Origin of the sequence: Myxococcus sp. CA040A, from assembly GCF_013336725.1 — a bacterium.
Taxonomy (GTDB): Bacteria; Myxococcota; Myxococcia; order Myxococcales; family Myxococcaceae; genus Myxococcus; species Myxococcus llanfairpwllgwyngyllgogerychwyrndrobwllllantysiliogogogochensis.
The window spans coordinates 198,299-223,169 of record NZ_JABUMR010000002.1 but is presented as its reverse complement, the minus strand read 5'-3'; the positions used below and the strand labels follow the sequence as shown (position 1 = coordinate 223,169).

15 protein-coding genes are annotated in these 24,871 nt (G+C 67.8%); 6 read left to right on the top strand and 9 right to left on the bottom strand.

Annotation, left to right across the window (positions count from 1 at the left end; all coding sequences use genetic code 11):
* The first annotated feature begins 398 nt into the window (after positions 1-398).
* Entirely contained in the window at positions 399-2,414 is a 2,016-nt protein-coding gene (locus HUA75_RS07980; protein ID WP_371746074.1) for a PQQ-dependent sugar dehydrogenase, read from the top strand.
* Positions 2,415-2,589: 175 nt separating this feature from the next.
* Here HUA75_RS07980 and HUA75_RS07975 read toward each other — a convergent pair whose 3' ends face one another.
* Together HUA75_RS07975 and HUA75_RS07970 are read right to left on the bottom strand one after the other, a co-directional pair.
* Complete coding sequence (locus tag HUA75_RS07975; RefSeq protein WP_174486010.1) at positions 2,590-3,471, bottom strand: SMI1/KNR4 family protein; 882 nt, start codon at positions 3,469-3,471, stop codon at positions 2,590-2,592.
* Positions 3,472-3,579: 108 nt separating this feature from the next.
* Positions 3,580-4,602, bottom strand: coding sequence for a hypothetical protein (locus HUA75_RS07970; RefSeq protein ID WP_174486009.1), 1,023 nt, complete (start codon positions 4,600-4,602; stop codon positions 3,580-3,582).
* 289 nt (positions 4,603-4,891) lie between these two features.
* On the opposite strand from HUA75_RS07970, the gene HUA75_RS07965 reads away from it, so the two are divergent.
* From HUA75_RS07965 to HUA75_RS07955, 3 genes are all read left to right on the top strand, one after another.
* Positions 4,892-7,945 (top strand): S8 family peptidase, encoded by a 3,054-nt coding sequence (locus HUA75_RS07965; RefSeq protein ID WP_174486008.1) that lies wholly within the window; start codon positions 4,892-4,894, stop codon positions 7,943-7,945.
* A gap of 98 nt (positions 7,946-8,043) precedes the next feature.
* Complete coding sequence (locus HUA75_RS07960) at positions 8,044-8,598, top strand: type VI immunity family protein (RefSeq protein WP_174486007.1); 555 nt, start codon at positions 8,044-8,046, stop codon at positions 8,596-8,598.
* Positions 8,599-8,865: 267 nt separating this feature from the next.
* Positions 8,866-10,614: a chondroitinase-B domain-containing protein gene (locus HUA75_RS07955; protein WP_256433115.1), complete on the top strand. Its 1,749-nt coding sequence runs from the start codon at positions 8,866-8,868 to the stop codon at positions 10,612-10,614.
* An 87-nt stretch (positions 10,615-10,701) separates the two neighbouring features.
* Here HUA75_RS07955 and HUA75_RS07950 read toward each other — a convergent pair whose 3' ends face one another.
* Complete coding sequence (locus HUA75_RS07950; protein ID WP_174486006.1) at positions 10,702-12,654, bottom strand: alginate lyase family protein; 1,953 nt, start codon at positions 12,652-12,654, stop codon at positions 10,702-10,704.
* 97 nt (positions 12,655-12,751) lie between these two features.
* Positions 12,752-13,678 (bottom strand): MbnP family copper-binding protein, encoded by a 927-nt coding sequence (locus HUA75_RS07945; RefSeq protein WP_174486005.1) that lies wholly within the window; start codon positions 13,676-13,678, stop codon positions 12,752-12,754.
* A 376-nt stretch (positions 13,679-14,054) separates the two neighbouring features.
* Here HUA75_RS07945 and HUA75_RS07940 point away from each other — a divergent pair, with 376 nt between their 5' ends.
* Positions 14,055-14,441, top strand: coding sequence for a hypothetical protein (locus tag HUA75_RS07940; RefSeq protein WP_174486004.1), 387 nt, complete (start codon positions 14,055-14,057; stop codon positions 14,439-14,441).
* A gap of 50 nt (positions 14,442-14,491) precedes the next feature.
* Here HUA75_RS07940 and HUA75_RS07935 read toward each other — a convergent pair whose 3' ends face one another.
* Both HUA75_RS07935 and HUA75_RS07930 read right to left on the bottom strand, forming a co-directional pair.
* Entirely contained in the window at positions 14,492-15,301 is an 810-nt protein-coding gene (locus HUA75_RS07935; RefSeq protein ID WP_174486003.1) for a LytTR family DNA-binding domain-containing protein, read from the bottom strand.
* Positions 15,298-16,410, bottom strand: a complete 1,113-nt coding sequence (locus HUA75_RS07930; RefSeq protein WP_254627457.1) for a sensor histidine kinase — start codon at positions 16,408-16,410, stop codon at positions 15,298-15,300. Before HUA75_RS07930 ends, HUA75_RS07935 begins: the two co-directional genes overlap by 4 nt.
* 285 nt (positions 16,411-16,695) lie before the next feature.
* On the opposite strand from HUA75_RS07930, the gene HUA75_RS07925 reads away from it, so the two are divergent.
* Positions 16,696-17,172, top strand: a complete 477-nt coding sequence (locus tag HUA75_RS07925) for a hypothetical protein (protein WP_141649116.1) — start codon at positions 16,696-16,698, stop codon at positions 17,170-17,172.
* Between the two features lie 129 nt (positions 17,173-17,301).
* On the opposite strand, the gene HUA75_RS07920 is transcribed toward HUA75_RS07925, so the two are convergent.
* From HUA75_RS07920 to HUA75_RS07910, 3 genes are all read right to left on the bottom strand, one after another.
* Positions 17,302-17,889 (bottom strand): M48 family metallopeptidase, encoded by a 588-nt coding sequence (locus tag HUA75_RS07920; RefSeq protein ID WP_174486002.1) that lies wholly within the window; start codon positions 17,887-17,889, stop codon positions 17,302-17,304.
* Positions 17,886-23,264, bottom strand: coding sequence for an RHS repeat-associated core domain-containing protein (locus tag HUA75_RS07915; RefSeq protein ID WP_254627456.1), 5,379 nt, complete (start codon positions 23,262-23,264; stop codon positions 17,886-17,888). The genes HUA75_RS07920 and HUA75_RS07915 overlap by 4 nt, the downstream gene beginning before the upstream one ends.
* Positions 23,265-23,338: 74 nt before the next feature.
* The coding region (locus HUA75_RS07910; RefSeq protein ID WP_174486001.1) for a pre-peptidase C-terminal domain-containing protein at positions 23,339-24,871 on the bottom strand (1,533 nt) is incomplete at its 5' end.

The following is a 24,871-nucleotide window of genomic DNA, read 5'->3' as shown; positions in this document are numbered from 1 at the left end:
ACAATTCGACAGATGAACCAGCCTGTCGGCTGTCCCATCGGCGCTGTCTTGCCTGCGGGTTTCGCGGCGGGCGTCACTCGCGCCTTAAATGGTCTTACTTGAAATTCATGTAAAAATCGACGGACAGTGGAAAATTAATTTCGCGCCCTGACGAAAAGGTGCGAGCGGATTGCGGGAAGCGGATGCGAGGTGCGACAGGGCGCGAGGTATTGCGAGCCGCTGCTGCCGAGAGTTCAACATCCGAGGATGCAGTCACAAGAAGATTGCTTGAGCTCAACCCGGAATACCGGGAAGGAGGCGGCACACCCAGGAGCGTGTCAATGCATGTTCGTCGCCTTCCCCTCGCAGCTCACCGCGCCGCACTCGCTCTCCTCTTCGCCACGACTATTGCCTGTGGAGTGAAGACGGAGAACGACCCCGAACTCTCAACGCAAACCGCCGCGGTCACCTCGGGCACCCGGCTCATCGGCGTGCAGTCCGGCCGCTGCCTCGATGTGTCCCAGAACAGCCAGACGTCGGGGCAAGGGCTCAACATCTACGACTGCCACGCACAGGCGAACCAGCGGTTCCTGTTCACGCCCGAGGGCGAGCTGCGCGTGTTCGACGGCGCCTGGTGCGTCCAGCCCGCGACCGCCAGCGCGGGGGGCCGAGCCGTCATCAGCGCCTGCACCGGGGCCGCCAACCAGCGATGGGTCCGCAACACCAGCGGCGCGGTGGTCCATACGGCGACCTCGCTGTGCCTCGATGTCTCCGGTCAGGCCACCGCCAACAGCTCCCCGGTGGTGGTCTGGAATTGCAACGGCCAGACGAACCAGCAGTGGTCGCTGCCTGTCGACACCCAGCCTCCCACCGTGCCCACGGGGCTCACCCTGTCCAACGTGACGTGCAACTCGGCCACGCTGACGTGGTCGCCGTCCACGGACAACGAGGGCGTCGCCTTCTATGATGTCTACCACGACGGTCAGCACATGAAGGCAGTCTCCGGCGCCGTGGTGTCCACCGGCCTGACGGTGGTCCCCGGGGCGACGTGGGGCCTGTATGTGAATGCGCGGGATGCGGCCGGCAACGTCTCTCAGGGCAGCGCCACGCTCACCATCACCCCGCCGCAATGCCAGGTGGATACCCAGGCCCCCAGCATTCCGACAGGCGTCACCGCCACCGCCCTGGGTACCAGCGTGACGGTGAGCTGGACTGCGTCCACCGACAACGTGGGCGTGAGCGCGTACGACGTGTTCCGAGGGGGCGTGAAGATTGGAACGGTGTCCGGCTCGCCGCCCGGGACGACCTTCGTCGACAGCGGACTCTCCCCGAACACGACCTACGCCTACGCCGTGCTCGCCCGTGACGCCCAGGCCAATGCGTCCGCCCAGAGTTCGGCCGTGACGGTCACCACCGGCCAGGCCTGCACGAACGACGTCTGCTCCGTCTCCCAGGTCGCCACCGACACGGACATCCCGTGGGGACTGGTGAACCTGCCGGATGGCTCGGTGCTCTACGGCCGCAGGGACGCGCAGAACATCGTCCGCCTGGACCCGGCGACGGGCCAGAAGACGTCGGTGGGAGTCGTCCCCAACGTGCAGAGCACCGACGGCGAGGGCGGGCTGATGGGGTTGGCCCTCTCCCCCACCTTCGCCACCGACAGCTGGCTGTACGTGATGCACACCTCCCCCACCGACAACCGCATCGTGCGCCTCAAGTATGAGAACGGCGCCCTCAACACCTCCTCGCTCCAGGTGCTGCTCTCGGGTATCGGCCGCAACAAGTTCCACAACGGTGGGCGCCTGCGCTTTGGCCCGGACGGGAAGCTCTACGCGTCGACGGGAGATGCCCAGAACGGCACCTACGCACAGGACCTCAACAACCTGGCCGGCAAGGTGCTGCGGCTCAATGCCGACGGCACGCGCCCGTCCGACAACCCCTTTGGGAACTACGTGTGGAGCTACGGCCACCGCAACCCGCAGGGGCTGGCCTTCGACTCCCAGGGGCGACTGTGGGAGCAGGAGTTCGGCAACTCGGTGATGGATGAGACGAACCTCATCCAACGGGGTGGGAACTACGGCTGGCCGAACTGCGAAGGGACGGTGTCCCAGGGAGGCTCGGGCTGCGCGACGGCCGGGTACATCTCCCCGAAGCGGACCTACTCCACCGCGGAAGGCTCGTGCTCTGGCATCGCGGTGGTCCGCGACGTCCTCTACGTGGCCTGCGCCCGCGGCTCACGCCTCTACCGAGAGGTCATCAGCGGCACCGAGCTGACCAACGTGCAGCAGTTCTTCGTCGGCACCTACGGCCGGCTGCGCACCGTCGAGCCGACGCCCGACGGCAACCTCTGGATGACCACGACCAACCAGGGCGACAAGGACAGCATCCCCGACAACAGCAACGAGAAGATCTTCCGCGTCGTCCTCGGACAGTAGGGAGCGTTCATTGCCTCCGGGGCCCTTGCGGCGCCGGGGGCATGCCTCGCCTCGCTCCGAGAGGCGGGCTCTCGCACGCAGGTCCAAGCTGCGCGGGCGGCTTGTATCAACACCCCGAGCGACTCGACGACGAGGCGCCCTTGAATGGGCGCCTGCGTGCCGACTTCGCTTTCGCCTACTTCTTCTTCTTGATGAAGAACCTGTGCTCCGACCACCAGTCGAAGTGGCCGCGGCTCCTCGAGAAGTAGATGCCGCGTCCGGCATCGAGCACCTTCTCCCAGACGCTGCCGCCGTCCTTCTTCTTGAGCACGCCCGTCGGCTTGCCGAGGAACTTCTTCGCGGTGAAGTCGTTCACCCCCTGAGGCAGCTTGAAGGCGAGCGGGCCGTCATACTTCTCGCCGAGGTGCACTTCGGAAATCACGCCATTGCGGCCGATGTGGACCGTGATGCCACGCTTCTTGTCCTTGAGCGCGCCTCCGGCCTTCAGGGGCTTGGTCGGCAGCTTCAGCTTCTTGAGCTCCGCCGAGAGCTTCGCGTCAGTCACGGGCCTCCCGAGCAGGGCCACCAGCCCTCGTGGAAGGGGGGCCAGCTTCTTCACGCCCTCGCTCTCCACCGGAGCGGGCGCGGCGTCACGCTGGTACGCCTTCACGTTGAACTTCGCGGGCTTCGGCGCCTTGACCTTCTCCTTCGCGAGCCACTCACGCAGCGCCTCGCGCTCATCGCCGTCATCCAGGTCATCCAAGCGCGTCTTGCCCGCGCCAAGCGCCAGCAGGAACGCCTCGAGGCTGGGAGCAACGACCTTGAGCACGTCCGACTCCGAGTCGAACAGCACGACCGGCTGCGGCGTTACGGTCGAGACCAGCGCGAGCAACGAGCCCTCTGGCAGCGACAGGAAGCACCACGTGTCGCTCAACTCGCCAGGAACCTCCGAGGTCATGAGCTCGAACGAGCCGAAGTTTCCATACTTCTGAGTCGCGACCCACTTGGCGAAACGCGCGAGCAACGGAGGAACAGTCAGCCCCTTGGGCGGCTTCAGCCTGGCGAAGTATTTGCTCATGGGGCGCGCACCCTACCCCATCATTCAAGGGATGCCACGGCGCCCGGAAACGGCTTCCAGGCGCGCATCGACTCCGCCCTAACAGCGCTGACGCAGGGGCGCACGCGGCTACTTCTGGTGGACGCGGATGAAGTTGAGCTTGTTGTTGGCGGCTCCCGGCGCGCTGCGCACGGTGAGCCGGCCGTCGGACACCGCGACCACGCCGGAGCCATTGGTGAAGCCGTAACCCGTCGGCACACCGCTCAGCAGCACCGAGTCCTCCACCTGGATGCGGTATGAGCCGTTCTTGGTGCTCGGGTCTCCCGCCAGGAGGTCAATCGCGTAGACGCCGTTCGGCACGGCGATCTCCCAGACCCGGTCGCCCCCCTGCTGCATGCGCGCGTGACGCTGCGCCAGGATGTCGATGTCGTAGCCCGCGTCCACCATGTTGGCCGTGTTGTCCACGTTCCACCCATAGCTGAAGCCGTACGCCCGGCCCCCGTACACCTGGCCGTAGTCGGTGAGCATCGCGTAGATCTCCACGGGCGAGGCCGAGGCCGGCTGGAAGTTGATGTCCACTCCGAACTTCCGCGTCACCTCCACGAAGGCCAGCTTGTTGTTCACCGCGGCGCTGTCATTGCGAATAGTCAGCCGGCCGTCATTCACGTCGACCGTGGTCACCGCCTCCACGAAGCGCTTGTCCGTGGTGGGCGTGCCCTTCAGCACGTGGCCGTAGTATTCGACGCTGAAGATGTAGTCGCTGTCGAAGAAGCTCGGGTCCCCCGCCACCAGTCGGACCTGGTAGTAGCCGTTGGGGACCGCCAGCTCCCACGTGAAGTTGCCGCCGTTCTGCGTGCGGATGACGGTGTCGTAGGCCTGGGACGGCGTGTTCGCGTCATCGCGATCTCGCGTGTTGGCCGTGTTGTCCGCGCTCCACCCGTACGTGTGGCCATTGCCCCGGCTCCCGAACACCTGCCCCGAGTCCGCGACGAAGCCCGCGGGCACCGCCACATTGGCGGGCTGGAAATTCACCCTCAGCTCGAAGGGAACGAAGGGAGAGAACGGCACGGTCTGCGCCACGGCCGGAGCGCCGACCAACGCCAGTCCGCCCAGCGCCGCCAGCCGCACCGTCTTCGAGAGCAGTGTCTTCATGATGTAGACCTCGGGGTGTGGGACCGCGCGACGGCGGACCCCGTGAAGGGCCCACCGCTAACATGCCCCTCCCGCATCACCGCAAGCCACACATCCACCACCCACTCCCCACGCACGGCGGCGCGCAATTTTGCCGCGAGAATGGATGCGCGTTGAACACCGCTCGCCAGACTCATCCATGAGTGCCACGCGACACGCGACAACAACCCATGTTGCGCAATCGGGGCGGGTGCGGGGTCTACGGGAGAACCCGGGTCAGTCAGGCCTCGGCCCGTCCTTGGAGAACCCCATGCGCAGCTCTGCTCCGCACACGCCTTCGCGTGCCACGCTGCCCGTTCGACATCCCTCGGCGGCATACCTGCTCGCGGCGGTCTTGATGGTCGGTTGCGAGTCCCCTCCCTCCGAGCCGCCGCCCCCGTCGCCGGAGTCCCGCCCCACGACGGAGGAGAGCCCCTACTTCGACGGAGAGCTCCTCGTCAGGTTCCGTGGCGGCGTGCAGGCACTTGCCACGAGCGGCGCTGCCGTGGTGAAGGGCGCGAGCGTCCTCCACGCGTACCGCGGGGCTCCCGGGCTTCAGCACGTCCGGCTTCCGGTGGGATTGAGCGTCGAGCGCGCCCTGGAACAGTATCGCGCGGACCCTCGCGTCGAGTTCGCCGAGCCCAACTACCGCCTCGAGAAAAACGCGCAGCCGGACGACACACGGTTCCGCGAACAGTGGGGGTTGCACAACGTCGGGCAGACGCTCGGCGTCGTGGACGCGGATATCAATGCGCCGGAGGCGTGGGAACTCATCGAAGGGCGTGAGTCGGGTGTCGTCGCCGTCATCGACACGGGCGTGGACCTCACGCACCCGGACCTGGTCGACAACCTGTGGGTCAACCCCGGGGAGACCGCCGGCAACGGCATCGACGACGACAACAACGGCTACATCGACGACATCCACGGCATCGACGCGACGGACGCGGCGGGGGCCAGGCCGCCCAGGGACGACGATGGCCATGGCACACACGTGGCTGGAATCATCGCCGCGCGCGGTGGCAACGGACGCGGCGTCACGGGTGTGAGCCCCCGCACGAAGCTCATCGCCTGCAGGATTACGGACGCGAATGGAAACCTGTCGGGCGCGGCCGCCATCCGCTGCCTCGACTACGTCGCGGAGCTGAAGACGCGAGCACGGCACCCGGTGAACGTGGTCGCCACGAACAGCTCCTGGGGAGGGCGCCTCCCCTCGCAAGAGCTCGAACGAGCCATCGCGCGCAACCTGCCCGCGGGAATCCTCTTCGTGACCGCCGTGGGCAATACAGCCATGAGCCTCGACGAGAACTGGGGCTCCCAATATCCAGCGGAGTACTCGCTGCCGCACCTCATCCGGGTTGGTGCCTCGGACTCGTCGGACCGGCGTGCCTGGTTCTCCAACTTCGGTCCCCAGCGCGTGGACGTCTTCGCCCCCGGAGAAGCCATCCTGAGCACGGTGCCGGGAGGCGGGTATGCCGTCTACAGCGGGACCTCCATGGCGGCTCCCCACGTCGCCGGCCTCGTGGCGCTCCTGTCCGCGCAGGTGCCCGCGCGCGACTGGCGGACCTTGCGCAACCTGGTGCTCAGCGGAGGGCAGCAGGTGCCCGCCCTGCGGGACGTCAGCGTGACGGGCCGCCGCATCCGCGCCATCGGTACGGATGGAGTGGGCTCGATGAGCTGTGAGAACCAGACGGTGGCAAGGCGACTGGCGCCCCAGGGCGAGGTGTTCATCAGCGGCACGAGTTGGGGAGAGCCTGGTGATCGCGTCACCCTCTCCGCGCTGAACATCCGCTGTGGCGAGGCCGCGGGTCCCGTGACGGTGCTCATGAGCAGCCCCCCTGGCAGCATCGACCTCCTCGACGACGGCCTGGGCGCCGACCTGGTGGCCGGTGATGGCATCGCCACCGCGCACTGGTCCCCCCCGGAGACGGGCGCCGTCACCTTCACCTTCCCGGGAGAGGATGCGGTGACGGTTCATCCCAGGTTCCCTGCCCTCCCCTCCATCCACAAGGGGCGCGCATCCTGGAATCCCGCCCTGGGAGAGGTGGCCTTGTTCTCCATCGACTTCAGCGGACGTGGCTCTCCAGGGCCCTGGGAGGTCCAGTGGGATGTCGACTACAAAGGCCGCTTCGACGTCGATATCTCGACGGCGGCGCCAGGGACCTCCCACCCCGGCGAGGAGACGAACTCGGCCGTCCGGCTCGTTCCACAGGCCCCCGAGGCGGCGGTTGCGGCCGTGAAGCTCATCGACTCCCTTGGGGTCGTCTCGCCCACCCTGCAGTTCTTGACGGACTACCAGAAGCCCTATCCCTCCGACGTGCGGGTCGACGCGAACATCCTGGTGCCCGAGACTTCTCATCCGTTCGAGCTGACCGTCTGGTTCCGGGCGAACGGCACCATCGGTCCCTGGGTCGTGCAATGGGACTTGTTCCATGACGGAGAGCGCTTCACTCCATACGCGGCGGACCTCGTCCTGAGCACCGCGGGAGGGGAGTGGCCCAAGGCCATCGGGCGACTCACGCGGGTGTTCTCCGCATCCCATGGGGGGCCCCACCGCTTCGCCGTGCGAGTCATGGACGCGAAAGGGAAGACCTCTCCCATCCAGACGTGGGGCGCTGTCGCGGTCTGCGGCCCTCCCTTCATCCAGGAGGTGGAGTGGGAGAGCGCGGGGCGCGTGGAGCCCGTCGACGCGAGGCTGACCGCCCGCGCCGTTCAGGCCTGCGAGCCCATCCTTCGCTACCGCTGGGACTTCGACGCGGACGGGAGCTTCGATGCGGAGAGCGAGAGCCCCTTCATCCGTCATGTGTATGCGGACAACGTCACCGGCCAGTCCTCGCAGCGGGGCATCGTGCGCGCGGAGACGGCGACAACCCACTTCGACCGGACCTTCGAGGTTCCCGTCGAGAACGCAGCCCCTCTTGTCCTTCCCATCCCCGAGCAGGTCGTGACGACCCGGCAGCGAATGGAGTACCAGGTCCCCGCCCATGACGTGGCGGGTGACACGCTCCGGTTCACCCTGAGCGCGAACGCCCCCAGGTGGGTCCAGCTGAGCGACACCGGACGGCTCTCCTGGACGGCCTCGGAGTCGTGGGCTCGGGGGGAGAAGCAGCTCGGCTTCAGCGTCACCGTGACCGATGACGAAGGGCTGTCCGCGACCATCCCCGTCGTCCTGGTCCCGGCGTATCGGCCGGAACCGCCCCCCGCGCCCCCAGATGAGGGCGGGTGCTCCACCACGGGGGGCGCCTTCCCGGGGGGTCTCACGCTGCTCGCGCTCCTGCTGAGGCGCCGTCAAGTGCGTGGCGCCAGACGTTGCACGACTTGCGCGTAGAAGCGGCGCACCGGCCACTCCTCGAGCCTTGTTTTCGAGTATGTGCGAGTCCCGTCGCCGCGGACTTCGAGGCGCAGCAGGTCAAGGGCCCCGACTCCATGCATGCACCCCCACCCTCCGAACTCGAGCTCATCCAGGACGGCATCCGGCTGACCTCGTGGGTCTTCGGCATCAACCTGTATACAAGCCGCTCGTTCTACGACGGCTCCGTCGGGCTGCTGTCAGCCTGGGACCTGTTCCAGACCCGGTGCCCACCCGAGCGGCTGACCTTCCACGCCACGGAGACGATGAAGGCCCACAAGCCGGTCACGAAGCGGGTCCTCGGACTGCTCGGCACCTGGCTGGCCCCCGATGCGCCTCGCAAGAACTACCTCACAGGGACGATGGAGCAGCTCGGTGGGCTCAAGGCCCTGCGGAGTCAGCTTCCCGCCGAAGTCGAGCTGTTCGAAGCCCGGCACGGCGCCCTGGTCAAGGCAGGGCCAGCCCCCATGACAGGCGACGTCGACCACGCGGAGATGTTGCCGCTGTACCGTGAGGTCTATCGGCTGCTCGCGCCGTGGATCGCCATCGCGGCGGACCAGTCCATGGCGATGCGGCTTGGGGGCGGCGCCATCCCCCGGACCGAGGCGTGGTACCGGCGACTGGGCACCTGAGCCCCCGCCAGGAAGCCGCCCCCTGAGCAGGCTCTGGAAGGCTTGCCCACTCGCCCCGTTGGTCAACGGTGCGGGGTTGGAATTCAGAACGTTTGAGCGCGTTGGGGACTGTCGCAAGGCTCGTCCTCGCCCGCCGGCGCGAGGGTTGGGGCCTTCCACTCAAACAGACGCAGGGTCCGCCGAACAGGGTGGCTCCTGCCACGCCTGGGAGCCTGCTCCCGAGCGTGGCGGTGTGCCTCTCGCTGGGCCTGCTGGAGGCAACACCGTTTGCGGAAACTTCGACTGGCATTCGCTGTCACGACTTTCTCACTGCTGCTGTCGGCAGGCTGCGGCAGTAAAGGAACGGAAAAGGAAACCCCTCCGGATGACCCCTCTCCGGACACCAGCCCCTCCGTACCCGGCGACGGCACCCCTGACCCCACGCCTGGCACCGGAGACCCCGACCCCACGCCTGGCACTGGCGAGCCAGACCCCACACCCGGCACCGGCGATCCTGACCCTACCCCTGGCACCGGCGAGCCTGACGCCGGCACCCCTCCCACGACCGACCCCGGGCCTGTCATCCCCGACCCGACGGACCCCGAGCCTCCCGTAACCACTCCGCCCGAGCAGGTCGATGTCCTGCCCACCCCCAAGCGGACGCTCAGCGCACGCAACCTCAACGAGCTGCGGAGCATGATTGCGTCCGCCCTCCCGGGGGACCGCATCGAGCTCGCCGACGGCGCCTACACCAACGCGGACCCCATCGAGGTGTCGGTCCAGGGCACGGAGAAAGATCCCATCGTCATCACCGCGAAGACCGTGGGTGGGGCGAGCATCGGCGGCGCGTCGAGCTTCCTCGTGGAAGGTGCCTCCCACGTCATCCTTCGGGGCTTCAAGCTGACGCATGCGGTGGAAGAGGGAGACGTCGCGCTGAGAATCGTCGGCTCGACCCATGTCCGCTTCACCCGGAACGAGTTCGCCATCAAGGACACGACGTCCATCAGCACCTGGATGCGGCTGGAGGGCGCGGGCAGCGCCAACAACCGCATCGACCACAACCACTTCCACGACAAGAAGAGCTCCAACGTCTTCCTCGCCGTCTATGGCGATGCGCCGAATGGAAGCACGGGCATGTCGCAGAACGACCGCATCGATCACAACTTCTTCCAGAAGCTGACCCTCGACACCGAGGGAGGCGAGTGCCTGCGAATCGGCGACAGCAAGCGCGGCCCCATCAGCGCGCATACCGTCGTGGAGGCCAACCTCTTCGAGGAGTGCAACGGTGACCCCGAGGTCATCTCCAACAAGAGCTCGGAGAACGTCTTCCGCGGCAACACCCTGCGCAACAACAAAGGCTCGCTGGTGCTGCGCCACGGCAACAAGAACGTGGTGGATGGCAACTTCATCCTGAACAACGCGGGGGGTCTGCGCATCTACGGCCACGACCACCTCATCACCAACAACTACATTGAAGGCAGCACCGGCACGGGCGCCCAGGGCACCATCGTCCTCAGCAGCGGCTGCACCGAGGAGGACACGGGCCTGGGCACCGACTGCAGCGTCGCCAACCGGGTGACCGTGGCCTTCAACACCCTGGTGGGCAACGGGCCGACCCACCTGGTCATCGGCGCCTCTGATTCGCGCCGGCCCATTCCGGCCCGGGATCTGCGCGTCGAGAACAACCTCCTCGTCGGTGAGCAGGGCGCGTTGGTGGACTTCGAGCGGGCTCCGGATGGCTTCACGGCCACCGGCAACGTGCTCTGGGGCGCGGCCTCGCCCGGCGACATCCCGTCCGCGGGCTACGTCCGGGCGGACCCCAAGCTGGTGCGCGCGACGGATGGCCTGCTGCGTCCCACCGCCGCGAGCCCGGTGATTGGCGCGGCGCGGCCCTCCACTGGCACCCAGCCCCCCACCACGGACATGGATGGACAGGCGCGCACCGGCGCGCTGGACGTGGGCGCGGACCAGACCGTGAGCGGAGCGGGCCCGCGACGTCCGCTCACCTCCGCGGACGTCGGACCTCTGGCGCCCTGAGCAGAGCGCCAGAAGGTCCTGAACGAAGCAGGGGCTCGCCAGACAGAGGGAGCCCCTGCATTTGTCGTGGACCCCTGGACGAACGGCTCAGGGCGAGCCGGGAGAGCCTGCATTCTCCCGCGCACAGGACTCGGGTGCGGCGGTGACCGTGACGGCCTCGTCCGCTTCGGCGGGCCGCTGCACCCGGATACGATAGCCACGACCCGCGGCACAGGCGTGTACGTCGACCCCCTCCTGCAGCGGCACGGCTGAGACATAGGCCGGCGACAGGGCGTTCAGTCCACTCGTGAAGAGGGTCGCGTAGTGCGCCTGCGTGCCTTCGCGCGGGTAGATGAGCACCGTCGACGCCTTGCGCACCTCGTAGTCCTCCGAGTACCAGCCGTCATACGGCCTGGTGGCCCCGCGCACGGTGGAGACGGACAGGCCGTCTGGCAGGGCCTGGGTGACCTGGAGGACGCGCTTGCCCTTCGGGTCGGTGACGAAGGCGGAGACGCCCTGCGTGGCGACGGTGAGGTCCGGCTGGAACTGCCAGCGCTGCTCGAAGCGGTGCGAGTCCTCCGACAGGAGCCGGTCCACCACCAGGACGACGTCCTTCTCCAGCAGCATGACCGCGCGCCAGTGACGCACCCCTTCGTACAACGCGTGGAAGCCTGACTGGTAGAGCCACTGCCCCCCCTGTGCGGTGAGGCTGGGGCTGGCGTGCCCGTCGCGCTGGTCCAATCCGTCCACCGTCACGGTGTTGTGGGCGCGGGTGCTGCGGAAGTAGGCCTCCTCCTCTCCCGGCTCCTCGGTGAACATCCCGGAGTCCGTCAGCAGCGTGCGTCCGGCCGAGTAGAGGACCACGTTGAGGGCGTCCAGGTGGCTGTGGTCCGTGCGGTAGGGCCCCGTGTCGAACACCAGGTGCGTCTGTGCCTGGTAGTCCAGGGCGGTGTCGAACGAGGAGCGGAGCACTGCCACGCCGGAGCTCGCGAAGAAGGCGAGGCGCTCGGTGGGCGCGGTGCCACACATGCCCGCCGTCAGCATGTGGCCCAGTTCGGGGAAGGCCGCGCCCATCCGCGCGAGCAACACCGGTTGGTGCTTGCGCACCAGCAGCCGCTGGCTCGCCCCGAGCATGGGGATGCGCCCGTCGGGCTGCACCACGTAGGAGGCGAAGCGGGCCATCCGCTCCAGCACTTCCCTGACGAGAGGAGACATCTCCAGGCCGTACGTCTGGGCCCACTGCGAGAGCTGATACACCTGGGTGAAGACGTAGAACTGGTAGTAGGCGGAGTTCTCGATGATGAAGCCGTCCGAGCCGATGATATCCGTGAGCAGATCGTCGTAGCGCTCCAGCGCCAGCTCGCGCCAGCGCGGCGCATCCTTGAAGTGCGGGAAGTTCTCCGCGATGAGCAGCAACGCCGCCGCTTCGGCGAACCCGTGGTTGAAGCCCGCCTCGAAATGCTTCGGGTCCTCCAGGAAGCGCGCATCCTCGATGATGAGCCATTCGAGCAGCGTCGTGTCCTGCCAGGAGAGGGCGTCCGCGTGCTTGAGCTTCCAGTACGAGTTGACGAGCACCATGGCCCGGTAGGCCGTGCCGTGCTTGTCCTCGCTGAAGACGGAGTTCTTCTTGTTCGCGGCGAAGCTCCTGAAGATGTCCATGAGCTTGTCGCGGTAGCGCCCGTCTCCCGTCTCCCGGAAGGCCCACAAGAGATGGGCGGTGGGCCGCAACCCGTAGAAGACGTAGCGCCAGAACTTCTCGCCGTAGGGGTCCTCCGTCCAGGTCAGCGGCTGGGGCAGGCGGACCGGCTCGAACCGGGGAACGGACCAGGTGTCCTTGAGGAGGAGGTCCGCGAGCTCCAGCTCCCCCTCGTCCAACCACAAGTAGGCCACCTCTTTACCGAAGACATGGCCCTGCACCACGCACGCGCTGCCCTCGCAGCCCTTCTGCTGCACCGGGTTCGCATCCTCGCGCCCGCAGGCGATGTTCAGCACCTGCGCCGAGTCGAGTTCGTGCGACGGCTCCTTCTCAGTCCCGCAGTGCGTGAGCAGTACGAGGAGCAAGGCACCTTCCACGGCTCTCCATCCCAATCGTCGCGCCATGTCTCATCACTCCCTTGCAAGTCGGCGAACAGTCCGGTCCAGGCGAGCCTCGCCGGACCTATTCCACACGGATGAAGGCGTCCGTGCCGCCGAGCACCCTGGGTCCGCGGCCGAGCCCGACCTGCGGGAGCAGCGCGGCACACTCCGGGTCCCCGGCGCTGGAGAAGCACCCTGGGACAGGGTCCGTCAGCCCGTCCCCGGAGCTCTCGAAGTCCGTGTGCGCGAAGAGCGCGGCCACGTCGAAGACGACCCGGCTGCGCCCTGGCACGAAGCCCGTGAGGAGGATGGTGCTCTGATTCTCCGCGCTGCAGTCGACGCCGATGTCCGGCGTCCCGGTGCAGCCGTCGGCGCGGACGTGGAAGACATAGGCCCTGTTGCCACCCGAGCGCACGTCGAGCCGGAGGTACCTGTAGCCGTACGTCCAGCTCCACCACATGCTGGGGTCGTTCAGCGGTGGGTCGGCCCACTCCACATTCCTGTGGTTGAGCTCGCGAGGAACCCCCAGCGTGAACTCCACGCCGGTGTAGTCGTCGAAGTCAGGCACGACGCCGACCACCTCGGTGCGGAGCTCCGGGCTACCCGTGTTGCAGTTGCCGGTGCCGTCCTCGAAGTCGAGCAGGGCGATCGTCTTGCGCTGCCAGCGCCCATCCTGAGCCAACACCAGGGGGAAACGGTCCCCGTTCTTGCGCACCAACGCGACGTCATGGACGTACGCCTTGAAGTCCAGCAACTGGAGGCTGGTCCCCGAGGCACCGACCTTCTCGTAGCTCGCATCGCAGCGCAGGGGCTCGCCGCGCACCTGGGCGGTGAACTGGACCGAGACCTGACGCTCCCCCATGCAGGCGAGCAGGAGCACGGGCGCCGCGAGCACGAGCAGCCGGAGGCTCCATCCGCCCCTCAACGCGGCCCGCGCGATGGTGCCGATGCGCGGCGCCAGTCGTCCCGCCTCCCCGCTCCCTCGCTCCTGTCTCCCCCCCGGATGCATCTTCCCCCCTTGCGTGGATGAACCACGGCGGGAGCGGGCGATTGCACGGCGTGAGCCCACCGGCGTGCGACCGGAAAGAGGCGACTGGCGCGACAGCGCAATTGCCCTCCTGGCGGGGACGGGGCCGTGTCAAGGCGCTCCCCTGGCGACGCGCCTTCCCAGGTGGGGCGGGCGTGCTGCCCCCGCTGGGTATTCGCGCGCATCACCCTCGGGGGGCTTGTGCGGACGCGAGCGCCAGGCCCCAGCGGCACGGCGGGCCGCCCCGCGACCCCTGGCAGCCGGTTTTCGACCGCTGGGCCCGACGGGCCGGTGGGCCTCGCGGGGGCGTGCCACCTTGGGGCTGACCTTTTCGGTCATCGACAACGGAGACACGTCCATGCGAACCGCGCCCCCCAGCACCGCCTATCGGGCCGCTATTGGCCTCGCGCTCTTCGCCTCGCTCATCCTGATCTGGCTGAGCCTCGGCGTCGGCATCATCGGAGCGGACGGCGACCGCACCAACCTGGTCTACGGAGGGGTGCTGCTCGTCGGCCTTGCTGGCGCCTTCGTCGTGCGCCTGCGCGCGGCCGGCATGGCCCGCACGCTGGTCGCGATGGCCTTCACACAGGCGGTCATCGCCGGGGTCGCGGTGCTCGCCGGCTGGGGGATGCCATGGAGCCCTCCTGTCGAACTCCTGACGCTCAACGCCGGCTTCATCGCGATGTTCCTCGGGTCCGCCTGGCTGTTCCAGCGCGGTGCGCACGGGCGACTTGAGGCGCGGTGAGTACGTGACGACGTGTGGCGCGGCGCCAGCGGGTGGACGAACCGCTCGCGTCACCGTCCCGAGAGCACCTGGTCGAGCCGGTCTCGAAAGCTGCGGCTCAGCTTGAGGCGGCGACCATCGTGCAGTTGCACCCAGTACTCGCCATGGAAGAGCGGCTGAAGCTCCCGGACACGCTCCAGATTGACGAGCGTCGAGCGATGGATGCGCAGGAAGCGGCGCGGGTCGAGTTGCGCTTCCAGCTCACGCAGCGACTGGCGTAGCAGGTGCGACCGACTGCCCACGTGCACCTGGACATAACAGTCTTCCGCTTCGACCCAGTCGATCTGCTCGACGGGAACCAGCAGCACCCTCCCCGCCTCCTTCACCGCCAGCCGCTCGAGATAGGTCGGTGAGGCGACAGGACGCGCGGCGGGAACAGGCTCCTCGGCCGCGTACAGCTCACCGAGCTGGCGCGCCATGCCCTGCACCCGGAGCCCCCGAACGCGCTCCTTCGCACGAGCAAGGACACTGGCGAACCGCGCGTCATCAAAGGGCTTGAGCAGGTAGTGGACCGCCCCGACGTCGAAGGCCTGGAGCGCATAGGTGTCGAAGGCCGTGACGAACACCACGGCCCCCGCGGCTCCCGGCCCCACGGCCCGCAACACCTCGAACCCGTCCGCGCCTGGCATCTGGATGTCCAGGAAGAGCACATCCACGGGCCCCTGCCGGAGCACCTTGATTGCCTCGCGCCCCGTCGCGCACTCCCCCACCACCTCCATGCCCGCGTCTCCCGCGAGCAGCGAGCGGAGGCTCTGGCGGGCAAGGGGCTCATCATCCACCACGAGCGTGCGGAGGCGCTCCCGCTGCATGAGCGCGCTCATTGAACCGCCTCCTGCACCAGGAAGGGGATGGCCACCTCCGCCAACGTTCCTCCATCCGGGGTTCGACTGAGCAACAACCTGTGCCGCGCTCCATACAGATGGCGCAGGCGCGCGCGGGTATTGGCAAGGCCCACGCCTCCGGACTCGGCGGACGGGCGGTCCTGCCGCGCACCCTCGGGAGCATCTCCCGCCCCAGAGTCCCGCACCGAGAGGCACAACATCTCCGCCTCACGGCGGATGTGGACCGACACCCTCCCCTCACCCTCTCGTGCGCACGTGCCATGGCGCACGGCGTTCTCCACGAGCGGCTGGAGCAACAACTGAGGAACGAGCGCCCCGAGCACGTCCGGGTCCACATGGAAGTCGGTGCGAAGCCGGTCCTGGAAGCGCACCTGTTCGATTCCGAGGTAGCGCTCGACCAGGTCGACCTCCTGTTGAAGGGGAACCTGCTGATTCGCATCGCTCCGCAACACCGCCCGCAGCAGGTCCGCCAGACTCGCGACCACCCGGAGCGCCCCTGCCTTGTCGTCGTTCCGCACAAGCCCGGACACGGTGTGCAGCGCATTGAAGAGGAAGTGGGGGCGCAATTGCATCTGCAAGGCCAACAACTGGGAGCGCAGGAGCTGCGACTCCAGCTCGGAGGCCCGCACCGTGCGCTCCAGATAGAGCCGGTGGAAGCGCAGCGCGTGGCCCACGGCGAGCACGCCCAGGTAACAGAAGAAGCAGTAGGCCAGCGCGCCGAAGAAGTACTGCAACAGCGGGCGCTGCGGGTGCTCGACGAACCTCTCCAGCACCCAGCCGACGACGAACTCGAGCCCCCACAGGACCAGGAACAGCGCCACATGCACGCCCACGCCTCGGCGCCATCGCGGACCGTCGAGCGGGTAGCGCTCGCACAAACGAAAGATGAGCGGCGTGTAGAGCGCCCACAGCCACATTCCCAGGATGTTGCTGAGGAAGAAGAAGGTGCTCGGCAAGGGCCGGCCCGTGGAGAGGGCGCCACCAACGCCCCCCGCCACTGCCACACACCCCACGAGCGTCCACACACCGCCCGTCAGCGCCATCGCACGCCAGCGGGAAACCGCGACAGCAGGGAATGGCATCGTCATGGGAGCCCCGACACGCGAACTGAAACAGGCGACGCAACCCTAGTGCATCCGCATTCCCACCCTGAAAGATGCCTCACACGGCGGTGAGCATCGGTCCTCGCACACGCGCGGCAGGAGTGGCCCCTCCGGCTCGGACCCACGTCAGGCCGCTTCGCCTCACCTTTCCGCCAGCTCACAGCAAAGCCGAGGTGCCTGTCGCGCACGGAAGGCATCTTCCGGGGCGCACCCTCATCCGGGGCGTGCCGAGGCAGCAGTGAGCATTCAACGACTGGAGAGAGAGTCCCCATGAGCTACGCAGAAGTCGTGAAGGTGGTTTCGTCGATGGTCGCGGTGAGCGTCGTCGCATTCGCGCCCGCCGTCTGGGCGGAGCACTGCCACAAGGTGCATGCGGATTTGATCGAACACCCGGCCACGGAAGGGTGCCTCAACGGGGCGACCCGATGCTTCCTCGGAGAGGTGGACGGGAACCACGGCCTGCGCGGTGTCACCCACTTCAAGGCACAGGAGGCACGTCTCGCGCTGACCACCGCTCCGGGGTGGCTCAGCTACGCCGGCTTCTTCCACTACACGCTCGAAAAGGGGACCCTCGTCGCCCGTGAGACGGGCGTCACGAACGCCGGCTACGTGACGGCGCATCACGAAATCCTCGAGGGAACGGGGAAGTTCGCCGGCGCGACGGGCTACCTCTTCGTGAGCGGCCTCCTGCTCGACAACGGCAACAGGATTGTCACCCGCGTGACGGGGGAGATCTGCACGCCCTGAGGTCGGCGCGCGTCGGGCCCGTCTTTCGCGCCTGACGACCCATGGTGGGGAAAAGAGTGGGGCCCCACGCGACTTCCGCGTGGGGCCCCAGGGACCGTGACATCCAGCCAGTCCACCCGCGGAAGCGGGCTACCTGCCTTGGCCCCTGACACCCAAGGCGCTCAGTCTTTCCTGTGCGCCCTTTCGACTCTCGATGGAGAGCGCGGGGCGCTCCATCGTTCGCAGATACGTCCGATATCGGCGCCGGGCCACGACCTTCGAACCCTCCCGCTCGGCCAGCTGCCCGAGCCGGAAGTTCGCATCGGCGACCACGCCCCGAGCCCACCGGACGCCTTCTCCGCACACCCGGGTACCCATCACCTCCGGCTTCTCCCTCGCCAGCGATTGGAAGAGCTTTCGGGCTTCCGGGTGGGCCCCGAGCGCCAACTCCGCGCTCGCCAGCCCCCAACGTCCCAGCGGGCAGCCAGGCATCAGCTCCAGCACCTTCCGATAGAGCGTCGCGGCCTTTCGATATCGACGCTGCTCGTACCAGGCATCCGCCCTCCTGACGTGCAACCAATGGTCATCAGGCGCCGCGACGAGCGCCTTGGAGATGACCCCCTCCAGCTCCACCCACTTCTCGGCGGAGATGAGCTGGTCGATCCGCTTGCTGATGCGTCGCTTCGCGGCCTTCGCGAGGCCACGCGGTCCAGGTGTCGCAAGGCGCTTGCCGTTCATTTCTTCTTCTTCTTCCCGTTCTTGCCCTTGTGGGGCCACTTGTCGTCCTTCTTCTCCTTGCCGCCAGGACGCTTCTTCGTGTGCTTATCCCAGGTCGAGGGCCGCTTGCCCTTCGTATGCTCGGCGGACATCGGGCAGACATTGGGCGGAGTCGCGGTGGTCACCGGCTCGTCCACCGTACTCCCCGGCCAGGGAATGCTGGGGCAGGCCCCCGGATGCGTCGCGCAGTAGGCGAGGATGCCCACGGCGGCCGTTCCCACCGCGGCGCCCACGAGCGCACCCACGGGCCCTCCCACGGCGGCGCCCGCGATGGCCCCCGCCACCGGGTTTTCTCCGGTCGGGTCGCGGTAGGTCAGCGGGTTGTTGGACGCATACGCGTAGGGCGGCAGTCCCTGCCCCAGCCGTGCATACGCCAGCAGCATCTCCGGGTCCTGAGCGAACGGCTCCTCCTGGAGGAACCGGGTGGTCGCCGGGTCATAGTAGCGGGCCCGGAAATAGAGCAGCCCGGTGCCGTCGTCCTCGCGCCCCGTGAACGTCTGTCGGTTGCCGCTCGTGAGCCCCGTGGAGGTCGTGGCACCGTAGGGCTCATACGTATACGTCGCGCTCAGCGCCCCGGTCCCATCGACCAGCGCCACCGTCGACCCCAGGATTTCCGACAGGAAGTCCTTCGAGCCGGAGGAGGTGGTCTGGCTGTACACCTCATCCAACCCGAGCCCCACCAGGATATCGGTCGTCTCCGACGGGCCCTGGACCTGGATGAAGTTCTCCTCGCTGTAGAGGTAGTCCTCCACGATGCCCGACACGCTCTTGCTCGAGCGGCGCCCCATCGGGTCATACGAGAACTGCGCGAGCACACCCGTGACATCGCTGATGCTCGCCAGCTGGTCGCGCGCGTCCCACGCATAGGTCCGCGTACCGTCCGACACCAGGTTGCCATTGGCGTCGTAGGTCCGCGTGTGGCTGTTCCAGGTCGTCAACTGGCTCGCGGCGTCATAGACGGCGCCGGAGACCGCGGCCGGCAGACCCGTGCGCGCGAACGTCCCGCCCACGGAGACGCGGTTGCCATCACCGTCGTAGCCATAGTCCAGGTCGCCCACCAGGACGGAGCCCAGCTTGTAGTCAATCCCACTCAGCCGTCCCTCGGCGTCATAGGCGTAGTGCTGGGACACGCCGTTGGGAAGGACGGTGGAGAGGCGACGACCGGCCGCATCGTAGGTGAACGACACGGTGCGACCCGACTGGACGATGGAGGTCAGCCGACCGCTGTCGTCATAGGCATAGACCACGGGCGACTGACCCGAGGCCGTCAGGCCCGTCATCCGTCCCGTCGCGTCGAAGGTGTAGTCGACAGTGCCAGTCGAGGACACCTCCTGGGTGACTCGGTCCAACCCGTCGTACGTCAGGGTGATGTCCTGCCCCAGGCTGTCGTCCAGGTGGACCAGTCGTCCCGCCAGGTCGTAGTCGGAGGTGATGCTGTTGGCGTAGGCCGTCGGCGAGGACGTCGTGGCTCCAAACCCCGACAGCTCGACCTCACCGGTGGAGTCATAGGTCCAACCACTCACCTGCCCCTTGCGGTCCTTGAAGCTCTTCAAGCGACCGGCGAGGTCGTACGTGTACGTCTCCGTCCGCCCCAGGGGGTCCATGCGCTCCGAGAGCAGCCCCAGGGAGTTGTAGACGTAGCTCGTCAGCTCGCCGCGGGCGTCCGTGCTGGAGACGACATTGCCCGTGTCGTCATAGGCGAACTCGACGACATGACCGCTGGCGTCGATGTGACGGGTGAGCCTGTCCCGCGCGTCGTACTCGTAGTGGTCCACGTGCCCACCCGGGCTGCGCCGGGCGAGGACGCGTCCCAGCGCATCGTGGGAGAACTCCGTGGTCAACCCGGCGCCGTTCGTCACCGAGATGATGTCCGCCCCCTCATAGATGAAGGAGGTGGGCTGCTCTGTCCCGACACGCACCGTCTGCAACCGCCCGAGGGCGTCGTGCGTGTATTCCATGGTCCGGCCGGTGGCGTCCTCGATGAGGGAGAGGTTGTCCCTCGCGTCGTATTGATAGACGGACAGGTGCCCGTTCTCATCCCGGACCGACGCGAGCTGCTGGGTGGCGGTATACGTGTACTGCATCGACACGGCCTGCGGCGTCCCCTCCAGGCTCGTCACCTTCGTGATGTTCCCCACCGCGTCGTACTCGTACTCGGTGCGTCGGTTGAGGGCGTCGGTGACAGCCATCAGCCGACCATTGGCCGCGTCCAGTTCAAAGGCCGTCTCCTGCTCCTCCGGCGTGCCCAGCGGATAGACATCATTGACGATGTATCCCGACTGGAACGACACGCGTCGCGTCTGCCCCGAGCGGTCCTTCACGTCCGTCCGGACGATCTGGTCGCCATCCCGGACGTTGCACCCTCCGTTGGGCAGACACTGCACGACGAGCCCCAACTGATAGGTGAACTCGTAGGTGCTGCCATCCGCCAGCGTCTGCTTCGACACCCGACCCTTCAGTCCGTACTCGTTCTGGACGATGAGACGGTCCTCTTCGTCCACCAGGGTCTCGACGTAGTTGGAGGTGTTGTACGTGTACTTGCGCACGCCGCCCGCGGCGTCCGTCACCTGGGTCAGCCGCCCCTGGGCGTCGTACGCATACGTGACAGTCCTTCCGGCATGGTCCCGGGCCTGCGTGGCCAGACCGCTGGTGGCGGTCGTCGTGCCGATGGTGAACTCCACCCAGCGCCCCGAAGGGCCGCTGATGCGGGTGATGGGACCCGAGTTGCCACTCTGCCGGGTGATGGAGAGGACATTGCCGTGGCGGTCCGCCACCTCCGACAGCCGGTGGGCGTGGTTGAACGTCCAGCGTCGCCCGTCGCGGAACACCAGATCCCACCCCTGGTTCCCGTTGTTGAACGTGATGCGAGAGCCCGACCAGACACCCGGGTACGTCGTCTCGAAGACGGCGCTCAGGTAGTCCGTCCCAGGCGACGTGCGCTCATACCGGACGCGCGTGCCGTCGGGGTTGACCAGGTCGTACTCGGTGAAGGCGCTCGTCGACCGCCAGAGGAACTGCTCGAAGTTGCTGGTCATGCCGACGCCGAACTGCCGCTTGGTGAGGTCCAGGGAGCGATAGGTGCGCTCCACTCGGATGGGCAGGATGTCCTGGACGACCAGGTCCACGTCCGTCGTCAGGAATTGACCGGAGGAGAGCATCACGGGGTCTCCTCCCGTCATGCTCCCGGGCGCCCCCGCGCTCCCTCCTCCACAGCCACCACCGCCTCCGCCGCCACCACCACCACCACCACCACCACCACCGCCACCACCACCGCCGCCTCCTCCGCCAGCACCGCCACCACCGCCACCACCTCCACAGCACGCGGCATTGCAGGGGCCGCCCACGGGAGCGGGCGGAGCATCCGGATTGCTGAAGCCCGCGCCGACGAAGCCATACAGGGCCACGCCTTCATCGGGAATCACCTGTCGGCCATCCGCGCTGACGCTGCCCAATCCATAGGCATACCAGCCACTGCCGTTGGCGTCGTAGTTCCAGAAGTTGGCCTGGGCGCCAGGCAGCTCGCCCCGGTAGTTGGCGTAGTACAGCTTCGCGCCACTGAACCCCGGGGTGAGCCCTTCGAAGCGCGCGTCGCCGGGCTGGAGGGTGAAGTACAGCGGCATCTCCAGGTTCGGCAGCGGGAAGGGAGCCTGGTTGATGGGCAGCGGGGTGATGTTGATTTCCGTGAGCAGGTTGCCCGCGCGGTCCCGCACCACCGTGCCCGGAGGCAGTCGCAGCTCCAGGCCGGGAATCGCGGGCGTCGTCACCACGACTTCTTCCGTGGTGGGGCTGGGGATGGCGACCGTTCCCTGGGGGTCCAGCCGAGGCATCCACACCGTGTGGCCCAGGGGATTGGTGATGCCCTCCTGGATTTCGATGTGCATGAAGAACAACCCGTAGCGGGTGGCTCCATGGTTCGCGGTCTGGCCATTGACCTCCAAGGTCTGGCCACCGGGCTTGAGGCCCTGCACGAGGAAGCGGCCCTGAGCGTCCGTCCGCGTCGCGATGCCACGCACCACCACGTTCACGTTCGCCAGCGGCTTGCCATTGAGGCGGAGCACGCGACCGGAGAGCGCGGTGACGCCCGGGGGCGCCTGGAGCGGCTCGGCCGGCGTCACGCGAGGCTCACGTGAGCGCCAGTCGCCCGTGAGGTTCTCCGGACCGGGCAGCCAGGTCTCACCGTCGTCGAAGAGGGGCCTCTCCGGCGCCTGCCAGTCATAGCGACCATCCGCGCCCCGCTTCTCCGTGTGCCGCAGCAGGGCCACGGCCTGGGCCTGGGCCTGGGGGCGTCCGAGTCGCGGGCGGGGAAGCCGGACATCGGGGCTGCCCTGTCCAGCGGCCAGCGACTGGGTGGTGAAGCTCACCGTGGCAAGCGGCAGCACCCGACCGTCGGCGTCCTTCGCGCCCTGGACATAGAGCGTGTAGTTCGTGGCCGGCAGCAGCGCCTGGGTGGGGCGGAAGAAGAGCAGTCGCCCGTCCTCCGCGAAGCCGAGGCGACCTTCCACCTCGCCCACGGGGCCCGCCAGCGTGAGGGCGGTCTCATCGACCTGCGTGACGGGATGGCTCAAGCGCACCCCGAGCAGGGCCTGCACGGACACCGACGAGGCCTTGTTCGCGGGGCTGGAGCCCGCCACTTCCAGCGGAGCCTCCACGGCGGGCAGTCGCTCCTTCTCGGTGGCGTCCAGCCGGAGGAACTCCCCCCGCTCCGGGTCGAAGAGCTCCGCGGTGGGCGCCTCGCCGGGCTCATCGCCACCCGACAGCAGCACCCGGCCATCCGCCAGCAGCACGGCGGTGTGCCCCACGCGCGCCACCTGCAGGCGCGCCGACAGCCGCTTCACCTGGAGCGTTCGGGGGTCGAACACCTCCGCCGTGTCACTGGCGCGCGCGTCCCCCGTCTCGCCGCCGGCGAAGAGGACCCTGCCATCGGTCAGCACGGTGGCCGAGTGCCGGGCTCGCGCCGTCAGGTGCACCTCGGACGCCTTGGAGAACGCGGCGCTGTCGCCCGAGAACCACTCGGACTCACGGACGAGCCGTCCGGAAGCGCCTCGACCACCGAGGACGAGCACCCGGCCATCCGGCAGCATCGTCGCCGAGTGACCGGACCGCGCATGAGCCATGCCCTGGGCCAGCGGCTTTGCGCCATCGGGCTCCGTCAGGAACACGGCGGCCGAGGAGGGAGTCGAGTCGCCCAGCAACAGCCAGCGGCCGTCCGCCAGTCGCGTCGTGCTCCGGCCTCCTGGCGCTGTGGGCCTGTCCGAGGTCAGGCGTTGCACCACGTCGACGGGGACCGTGGCGAAGGGCGCCTCCTCGGTGCATGCCGGCAGGACACCGAGCAGCATGAGGCAGGCGAGAGCAAGGACACGTCTTGTGTCTGACATTGTTTTTCCGTTGGGACGCAGGAGAGGCACGGGTGTCATCGCTTCACCTCCACCGAGGCCGGCGCGAGAGGCGCACCCTGGGTCTTCACTCGCACGGTGACCTGCCCGGTATTGGCGGCCAACGGGTCCACGGTGATGCTGTAGGTGCCCGCCGTCGTGGTGGTGAAGTTGGTCGTGTAGCTTTGATTGGGATAGGCGGTCCGGGAGGCGACCGCCACTCCATCGGGACGGAGGACCTGCAAAGAGGCGTAGGTGGCGAACGTGCCGCCACTGACGACGAGCGACAGGCTGGCACTCGCCGCGGCCGTGAAGGTGTAGCGACCGTCCTGGCCCACGCGCGCCGTGCTGAACGTCGCGGCCGTCCCGTCAACGACGAGGGTGTCCTCCACCGTGCGAGACAGCAGCAGCCCCACCGAGGCCGTCGCCATTCCCGACGGATTCACGGTGATGGCATAGGTCCCTGTCACCGGCAGCACCGGCAGGTTGCAGCTCCCCGGGGCGGTGTAGCTGCTGCAATTGACGAGCTGGGTCCCGTCCGGCTTGCGCACTTCGAAGGTGACGGACTGCGAAGCGGGCACCGTGGTGATGCTCACCACGCCCAGGCCCAGCCTGTCTCCCGCGTCGCCGCTGAAGGTGTAGCGCCCGTTCTGGCCCACCCCCAGGCTCACCGTCGTCGGCGTCCCGTCGATGCTCCCGGCACTGCCACTGGTTTCCTGCACCAGCCGCAACGTGAGCTGACCCGTGTTGGCGGCCAGCGGGTCCACGGTGATGACGTGGGTGCCTGACGTGGTGGTGGTGAAGTCCCACGTGACGTTGTCATTGGGGTACGCGGTCCGGCTGATAATCGCATTGCCATCCGGGCGGAGGACCTGCACGGAGGCGTAGTTGGAGAAGGTGCCACCGGTAGCGACGAGCGTCACGTTGGTGTTCGCCGCAGCCGTGAAGCTGAAGCGACCGTCCTGGCCCACGCGCGCCGTGCTGAACGTCGCGGCCGTCCCGTCAACGACGAGGGTGTCCTCCACCGTGCGAGACAGCAGCAGCCCCACCGAGGCCGTCGCCATTCCCGACGGATTCACGGTGATGGCATAGGTCCCTGTCACCGGCAGCACCGGCAGGTTGCAGCTCCCCGGGGCGGTGTAGCTGCTGCAATTGACGAGCTGGGTCCCGTCCGGCTTGCGCACTTCGAAGGTGACGGACTGCGAAGCGGGCACCGTGGTGATGCTCACCACGCCCAGGCCCAGCCTGTCTCCCGCGTCGCCGCTGAAGGTGTAGCGCCCGTTCTGGCCCACCCCCAGGCTCACCGTCGTCGGCGTCCCGTCGATGCTCCCGGCACTGCCACTGGTTTCCTGCACCAGCCGCAACGTGAGCTGACCCGTGTTGGCGGCCAGCGGGTCCACGGTGATGACGTGGGTGCCTGACGTGGTGGTGGTGAAGTCCCACGTGACGTTGTCATTGGGGTACGCGGTCCGGCTGATAATCGCATTGCCATCCGGGCGGAGGACCTGCACGGAGGCGTAGTTGGAGAAGGTGCCACCGGTAGCGACGAGCGTCACGTTGGTGTTCGCCGC

Bases quoted from the DNA above. Each gene is read 5' to 3' on its own strand.
- HUA75_RS07975 (WP_174486010.1), bottom strand. From the start codon at position 3,471: ATGAGCAAATACTTCGCCAGGCTGAAGCCGCCCAAGGGGCTGACTGTT.
- HUA75_RS07970 (WP_174486009.1), bottom strand. From the start codon at position 4,602: ATGAAGACACTGCTCTCGAAGACGGTGCGGCTGGCGGCGCTGGGCGGA.
- HUA75_RS07965 (WP_174486008.1), top strand. From the start codon at position 4,892: ATGCGCAGCTCTGCTCCGCACACGCCTTCGCGTGCCACGCTGCCCGTT.
- HUA75_RS07960 (WP_174486007.1), top strand. From the start codon at position 8,044: ATGCATGCACCCCCACCCTCCGAACTCGAGCTCATCCAGGACGGCATC.
- HUA75_RS07945 (WP_174486005.1), bottom strand. From the start codon at position 13,678: ATGCATCCGGGGGGGAGACAGGAGCGAGGGAGCGGGGAGGCGGGACGA.
- HUA75_RS07940 (WP_174486004.1), top strand. From the start codon at position 14,055: ATGCGAACCGCGCCCCCCAGCACCGCCTATCGGGCCGCTATTGGCCTC.
- HUA75_RS07935 (WP_174486003.1), bottom strand. From the start codon at position 15,301: ATGAGCGCGCTCATGCAGCGGGAGCGCCTCCGCACGCTCGTGGTGGAT.
- HUA75_RS07930 (WP_254627457.1), bottom strand. From the start codon at position 16,410: ATGACGATGCCATTCCCTGCTGTCGCGGTTTCCCGCTGGCGTGCGATG.
- HUA75_RS07925 (WP_141649116.1), top strand. From the start codon at position 16,696: ATGAGCTACGCAGAAGTCGTGAAGGTGGTTTCGTCGATGGTCGCGGTG.
- HUA75_RS07920 (WP_174486002.1), bottom strand. From the start codon at position 17,889: ATGAACGGCAAGCGCCTTGCGACACCTGGACCGCGTGGCCTCGCGAAG.
- HUA75_RS07915 (WP_254627456.1), bottom strand. From the start codon at position 23,264: ATGCTGCTCGGTGTCCTGCCGGCATGCACCGAGGAGGCGCCCTTCGCC.